We start from the raw sequence: 6193 nt of genomic DNA on the forward strand, positions 1-6193 counted from the left end.
CCGCCGCTGAGCGAGCCGCTTCCTGACCATCTCAAGGCGCTCGCGGTCCTGATCGAACGCGGCAGGGCCCTGCTCCCCGACGGCACCGAGGACGGCCCGGCGGACGGCTCGGTGGACGGCCCGGCGTACGGCGCCGAGGACGGCTCGGAGACGGGCCGGTGAGGACCTCCGTCTTTCTCTATCCCTGGGACGTGGTGGGCGATCCGGACGCGCCGGCCAGGATCGCGGACCTCGGCGTCCAGCAGGTCACTCTCGCCTCCGCCTACCACTCCACCCGCGCCCTGACCCCACGTCATCCGCGCCACCGTGTCGTCACCGCCGAACACGCCGCCGTCCTCTATCCGCCGGACGCCGCGCGCTGGGCGGGCCATGAGCTGCGCCCGTATCCGGCGGGCGACTGGGCGCCCGGCGACGCGTACGGCGAGGCAGCGGCGGCGCTCGTGGACGCCGGGCTCGATGTCCACACCTGGGTGATCCTCGCGCACAGCTCCCGGCTCGGCGCCGAACATCCCACCACCTCCGTGGTGAACGCCTACGGCGACCGCTATCCCTGGGCGCCCTGTATCGCACGGCCCGCCGTCGCCGCGTATCTGGCCGAGCTGGCGGCGGAGGCCGCCGTACGGCCCGGCGCGCACGGCACCGAGCTGGAGTCCTGCGGCTGGTACGGACTCGCCCATCTGCACGCCCACGACAAGATCGCGGGCGTCGGCCTCGGCGACGCGGCCCAGTATCTGATGTCGCTCTGCTTCTGCTCGGTCTGCCGGGACGGATACGCGGGCCTCGGCGCGGATCCGGACGAACTGGCCTCCGCCGTACGGCGCGCGCTGGAGCCCGGCTGGGCCGGCGGCTCCGCCGAGGCCGGCTGGTCCGGTGTCGAGAATCTGCTCGGCGCGGATCTCGCCGCCGTCACCCTCGACTGGCGGGGCGGGATCGCCCGTACGGTCCAGGAGTCGGCGGTCGCGTCGGTACGGGCGGCGGCCCGGCCCGGGTTCCAGGTGCTGCTGCACGCCGATCCGGTGCCGTACCACACCGGTGCCAATGCCGGTGTGGAGCCGGCGCACATCCTCGGTGTCGCGGACGGCGTTGTGCTGCCCTGCTCCGGTGGTGCGGCCGGGAGCGTGCTGCCTCCGTTCGCGGAGCACCGCACCGCGTCCGCCGCGTCCGCCGTGCCCCCGGCGGTTGCCGCCAACTTCAATGTCGTCAGCGGGATGGGCGGCAGCCCGGCGACGCTCGCCGAGGACGCCGTACGGGCGAGGGAGCTGGGCGCGACCGAACTGCGGCTCTACCACGCGGGACTGGCCTCCGACGCGGATCTCACGGCGGTCGCGGCCGGACTGTCACAGCTCGGCTGAGCCCGGTCGCGCCGGAGGCGCCAGTCGTGGCGCGGGCCCGCTCCGTGCCAGGGCGAGCGCGGTGAGCAGGCCCGCCACGCCGGTCACCGGCAGCAGGACGGCGAGATCGACGAACGCGATCAGGCCCGCGCCGAGCGCCAGCGCCACCGCGTTAGGCACGTAGATCAGGGTGTTGGCGCTCGCCGCCGTCCGGCCCAGCACCCGATCGGGGATCTCTCGCTGCACCGCCGTCAGCGCGGCGATCAGCACACACGGCAGCCCGAGCCCGACACCCGCCGCGCTCGCCAGCGCCACCGCGTCGTACGGCAGCGCCCGCGCCGCGACCGACAGGGCGAACAGCGCCACGCCCGCCGCCGCGAACACCCGCTCCGGCAGCCTGCGCATCAGCGGTCCCGCCAGGAGACCGATGGCCACGGAGCCGGCGCCCTGCACCGCGTACAGCACTCCGGCGTACGTGGGGGAGTGGCCGAGGGTCCGGTCCACGACCGCGTAGATCGCCGCGCCGTTGATCCCGGCGAGCAGCATCGTGACCGCGGCGCCGAACACGAGCGGACGGACGGCGGGAGTCGCGCGCAGCCGACGGAAGCCCTCGGCGGTGCCCGACAGCCGCCCCTCCGCGCGCCGCGGGGCCGGCGGCTCCTCCCGTACGCGCATCAGCGCGAAGCACCCGGCGGCCAGCGCGAAGGTCACCGCGTCCAGCAAGGCGACGGGAGCGCCGCCGAAGCGGGCGTAGAGACCGGCTCCCGCGAGCGGCGCGAGCAGCTTCATGCCCTCGTTGGCCGTCATCCGCAGCCCGTTGAAGTCGCTCAGCAGCCGCTTGTCGACGGCCGTGGCGACCAGCGCCGTCTCCGCCGCGTCCTGGACGACGCCGGCGGCTCCGTATACGACCAGCACGGAGTAGAGCAGCCAGATACGGTCCGCCGAGTCGACTGCGAGCAGGAGCGGCAGCAGGACCGCCATGGCGAGATTGCAGCCGATCAGCAGCGGTCTGCGGCGCATCCGGTCGGCGACCGTACCGAGCAGCGGTCCCACCAGCGTCGGTGCCCACATCGCGAAGACGGTGAGCGCGGCCAGACTGTCCGAGCCGGTCAGCGACTTGGTCCAGATGCCCGCCACCAGCCACATCGCGGACGTACCGAAACCGGACACCACCACACCGGACAGATACAGCCCGGCGTCGCGGTCCCGCAGTACGTCTCCCACGCCCACACCCATGTCCGCTCCCTCGTCCCTTCCGCTACTTCACCCACCGCGAGTACGGGCGTCAGAGTGGCGGCTGAGTACGGGGTGGGCGCATCGGGCAATCGCCCTACTTCCGCGCACGGAGGGCCTCAGACCCGCGCCGGAGCAAGGTCGTTAACACGGTGAAAACCTGAACTGTCCCTGACAGGAGGACAATCCCTCTACCCCCCCGCGACCGTCGTCGGCAAAGGAGCCCCATGTCAGGCCAGACCGTGGACCGGAACCCGCAGTCCCCAGAGACCCCGGAGAGCGCCGCCGGGCCGCAGCGCAACGCCGTGGACCGCTACTTCAAGATCAGCGAGCGCGGTTCGACCTATGGACGCGAGGTACGCGGCGGCTTCGCCACCTTCTTCACGATGGCCTACATCCTCGTACTCAACCCGATCATCCTCGGCGGCGCCGAGGACAAGTTCGGCGCGCATCTCTCCGGGCCCCAACTCGTCACCGCCACCGCGCTGGTGGCCGCCGTGATGACCGCGGTCATGGGCCTCGGCGGCAATCTGCCGCTCGCCATCGCCGCCGGCCTCGGACTCAACGCCGTCGTCGCCTTCCAGCTCGCGCCGCTGATGAGCTGGCCCGACGCGATGGGACTGATCGTCCTGGAAGGGCTGGTGATCTGCGCACTGGTCCTGACCGGGCTGCGCGAGGCGGTCATGCACGCCATCCCGCACTCGCTCAAGCAGGCCATCAGCGTCGGCATCGGTCTCTTCATCGCCTTCATCGGCTTCATCGACGCGGGCTTCGTCACCCGTATCCCCGGTGAGACCGGTTCCGTACCGGTGCAGCTCGGCGCCTCGGGACAGCTCTCCGGCTGGCCCGTCCTGGTCTTCTGCCTCGGTGTGCTGCTGACCGTCGCGCTGGTGGCGCGGAAGGTGAAGGGCGCGATCCTCATCGGTATCGTCCTGACGACCGTCGTGGCTGTCGTCATCAACGAGATCGCCGAGATCGCGCCCACCGCCTGGGGACTGACCGCGCCGTCCGTGCCCGACGACATCGTCGCCGCACCCGACTTCGGGCTCGTCGGTTCCTTCAGCCTCTTCGGCGCCTTCGAGCAGATCGGTGTGATCACGCTCGTCCTGCTCGTCTTCACCCTGCTGCTCAGCGACTTCTTCGACACCATGGGCACGGTCGTCGGTGTCTCCTCCGAGGCCGGACTCCTGGACGAGAACGGCAAGGTGCCTCATCTCGGGCGCGTCCTGCTGATCGACGGCGCGGCGGCGGTGGCGGGCGGCGCGGCCTCCGCCTCCTCCAACACCTCGTACATCGAGTCGGCGGCGGGCGTCGGCGAGGGTGCCCGTACCGGCTTCGCCTCCCTCGTCACCGGCGCCCTCTTCGGGCTCTCCCTCTTCCTCGCGCCGCTCGCCCTGGTGGTGCCCGCGCAGGCTGCGGCCCCGGCGCTGGTCGTGGTGGGCTTCCTGCTGATGACGCAGGTACGGCACATCGACTGGGAGAAGTACGAGATCGCGATCCCGGCCTTCCTGACGATCGCCGTGATGCCCTTCACGTACTCCATCACCAACGGAATCGGCGCCGGCTTCCTCGCGTACGTCCTGATCAAGACAGTGCTGGGCAAGGCGCGTGAGGTGCACTGGCTGCTCTGGGGAACGGCGGCGCTGTTCCTGGTCTACTTCGCGATCGATCCGGTCGAGCAGCTGCTCAATGTGACGTAGTGCCAGGTGTGGCGAGAGGCGTAGTGCCAGGTCGTGGCCCGTGTGGCGGCTGTGGGGGGTGCGTTCGATGTAACACCCATGAAGCATGTGCTCAATGGGGCAGTCATCGACGGCTGATGGAGTCACGCCCGCACCCCCCGCACGGCATGCACATCCCCGGAGGTTCTTTTGAGCCAGCCTCAGCCGCCCACTCAGGAGCAGCTGGACGCGTACATACGCACCAGACTCGCCCTGGCCGGCGTCGACCTCGATCTGCTGCCCGCGCAGCCGGACCCCGAGACCGGTGTCCCCACCCGTGACCAGGCCCTGCGCTCGCTGCGCTCCTTCGTGACCGGAGGGCCCGTCGCCATCGCGGGCTGGGCGCCGCCGGTCACCGGTACGCCGGCCGCCGCCTATGCCCAGCAGGCCTCGCCGCCGCTGATCTATCCCTCGATCACCGAGGCCTGGACCGGAAAGGCGGACGCACGATGAGCCGCGCCGTCAACCGCCGTGCCTTCATCGCCAGTTCGGCCGCGGTGACGGGCGCCGTCATCAGCGGGACCGCCCTCGCGGCTCCGGCCGCCGCGCACACGTCGTCTTTCACGGGGTCCTCCGGCTCGGCGGGCTCGTCCGGCCGTAAGCCGTACCTTCCCGACATCGAGGTGCGCGACGCGGCACGCCGCGATCCCACCGAGGCGACGCTCGCCGAGGCCGCCGTCCTGATGAGCCGCCGCAAGCTGACGTCCACCACGCTGGTCGAGGCGTATCTCGACCGTATCGCGACCTATGACTCCACCTATCAGGCGTACGCCGAGGTGACCGGCGAGAGCGCGCTCGCCGCCGCGCGCAAGGCCGACCGGAGCGGCGGAAAGGGCGGCGTCCTGAGCGGAGTTCCGCTCTGCGTCAAGGACAACTACTACACGCGCGGAGTGCCGACGCGCTGCAACTCGTTCATCTTCGAGGACTTCGTCCCCGACTACGACGCCACCGCGGTCGCACGGCTCACCTCCGCGGGCGGCATCGTGCTGGGCAAGGGACAGATGGGCCCGCTCGCCACCACGCGCGCGACCACTCCGAACGGGACCGTCACCACCGTCAACGCCTGGACGCCGGAGAACCCGGCCACCGATCCCGGCGGCTCCTCCACCGGTCCCGCCTGCGCCGTCGCCGGGCGTCTGGCCTCGTCCTCCATCGGCACGCAGACGGGCGGATCCATCGTCCAGCCCTCCAACCGGCAGAATCTCACCGGGCTCAAGCCGACCATGGGCCGGGTCTCCGCCTATGGCGTGATCCCGCTCTCGTACACCCGTGACCACCCGGGACCGCTGGCGCGCGACGCGATGGACGCGGCGCTGATGCTCGCGGTGATGGCGGGCCCCGATCCGCACGATCCGCGCACGCTCGGCCTGCCCGCCGTCCCCGATCTCGTACGGGCCGCGACTCCGGTGGTCTCCCGTGGCAAGGTGAAGCTGCGCCGGGCCACCAAGATCGGTGTGCCCGCGGACTTCCTCAACTCCGCCACCGAGGTGCGCAGGGCGTTCCTCGACAAGCTGGACTCGATCTCCGGTGTGACGCTGGTCGATATCGCCTATCCGGCCGACTGGTCGCTGCTGACCGGTACGTTCAACGACGCGCGGCTGTCGGAGCGGACCGAGCCGTTCCGGTACTGGCTGCGTGAGGACCCGGCCAAGTTCGGTGTCTCCCTGCTGAGCTGGCTCCAGGGACTGATGCTCTCCGGCGACGAGTGGATCACGGCGCAGCGTGCCAAGAACCATCTGCTGCGCGAGGTGCTCGACGGAGTCATGGCCCGCTGCGATGTGCTGCTCCAGACCGGGCCCGTGCCGTTCGACATCCTCGGGCTGCCGGAGGTCGCGTTTCCGGTGGGCTTCACCTCGGGGATTCCGGCCGGTGTGATCATCGGCGGCCAGCCGTACGAGGGGGACCGGCTGG

Annotated in this window: 5 protein-coding genes; 4 read left to right on the top strand and 1 reads right to left on the bottom strand. The window is 71.2% G+C overall.

What is annotated here, in order from left to right:
* Nucleotides 1–158 precede the first annotated feature (158 nt).
* Entirely contained in the window at nucleotides 159–1352 is a 1194-nt protein-coding gene (locus GA0115259_RS32405) for a hypothetical protein (protein ID WP_093603580.1), read from the top strand.
* Here the strand turns inward: GA0115259_RS32405 and GA0115259_RS32410 are convergent.
* Nucleotides 1338–2567, bottom strand: a complete 1230-nt coding sequence (locus GA0115259_RS32410; RefSeq protein WP_176732730.1) for an MFS transporter — start codon at nucleotides 2565–2567, stop codon at nucleotides 1338–1340. The genes GA0115259_RS32405 and GA0115259_RS32410 overlap by 15 nt on opposite strands.
* A 224-nt stretch (nucleotides 2568–2791) precedes the next feature.
* Here GA0115259_RS32410 and GA0115259_RS32415 point away from each other — a divergent pair, with 224 nt between their 5' ends.
* The 3 genes from GA0115259_RS32415 to GA0115259_RS32425 form a co-directional block, all read left to right on the top strand.
* Complete coding sequence (locus GA0115259_RS32415) at nucleotides 2792–4264, top strand: NCS2 family permease (protein WP_093603582.1); 1473 nt, start codon at nucleotides 2792–2794, stop codon at nucleotides 4262–4264.
* A 168-nt stretch (nucleotides 4265–4432) separates the two neighbouring features.
* Nucleotides 4433–4735, top strand: a complete 303-nt coding sequence (locus GA0115259_RS32420) for a hypothetical protein (protein WP_093603584.1) — start codon at nucleotides 4433–4435, stop codon at nucleotides 4733–4735.
* The coding region (locus tag GA0115259_RS32425) for an amidase (RefSeq protein ID WP_093603586.1) at nucleotides 4732–6193 on the top strand (1462 nt) is incomplete at its 3' end. The genes GA0115259_RS32420 and GA0115259_RS32425, both read left to right, overlap by 4 nt.

The organism is Streptomyces sp. MnatMP-M17, from assembly GCF_900091995.1.
Lineage (GTDB): Bacteria > Actinomycetota > Actinomycetes > Streptomycetales > Streptomycetaceae > Streptomyces.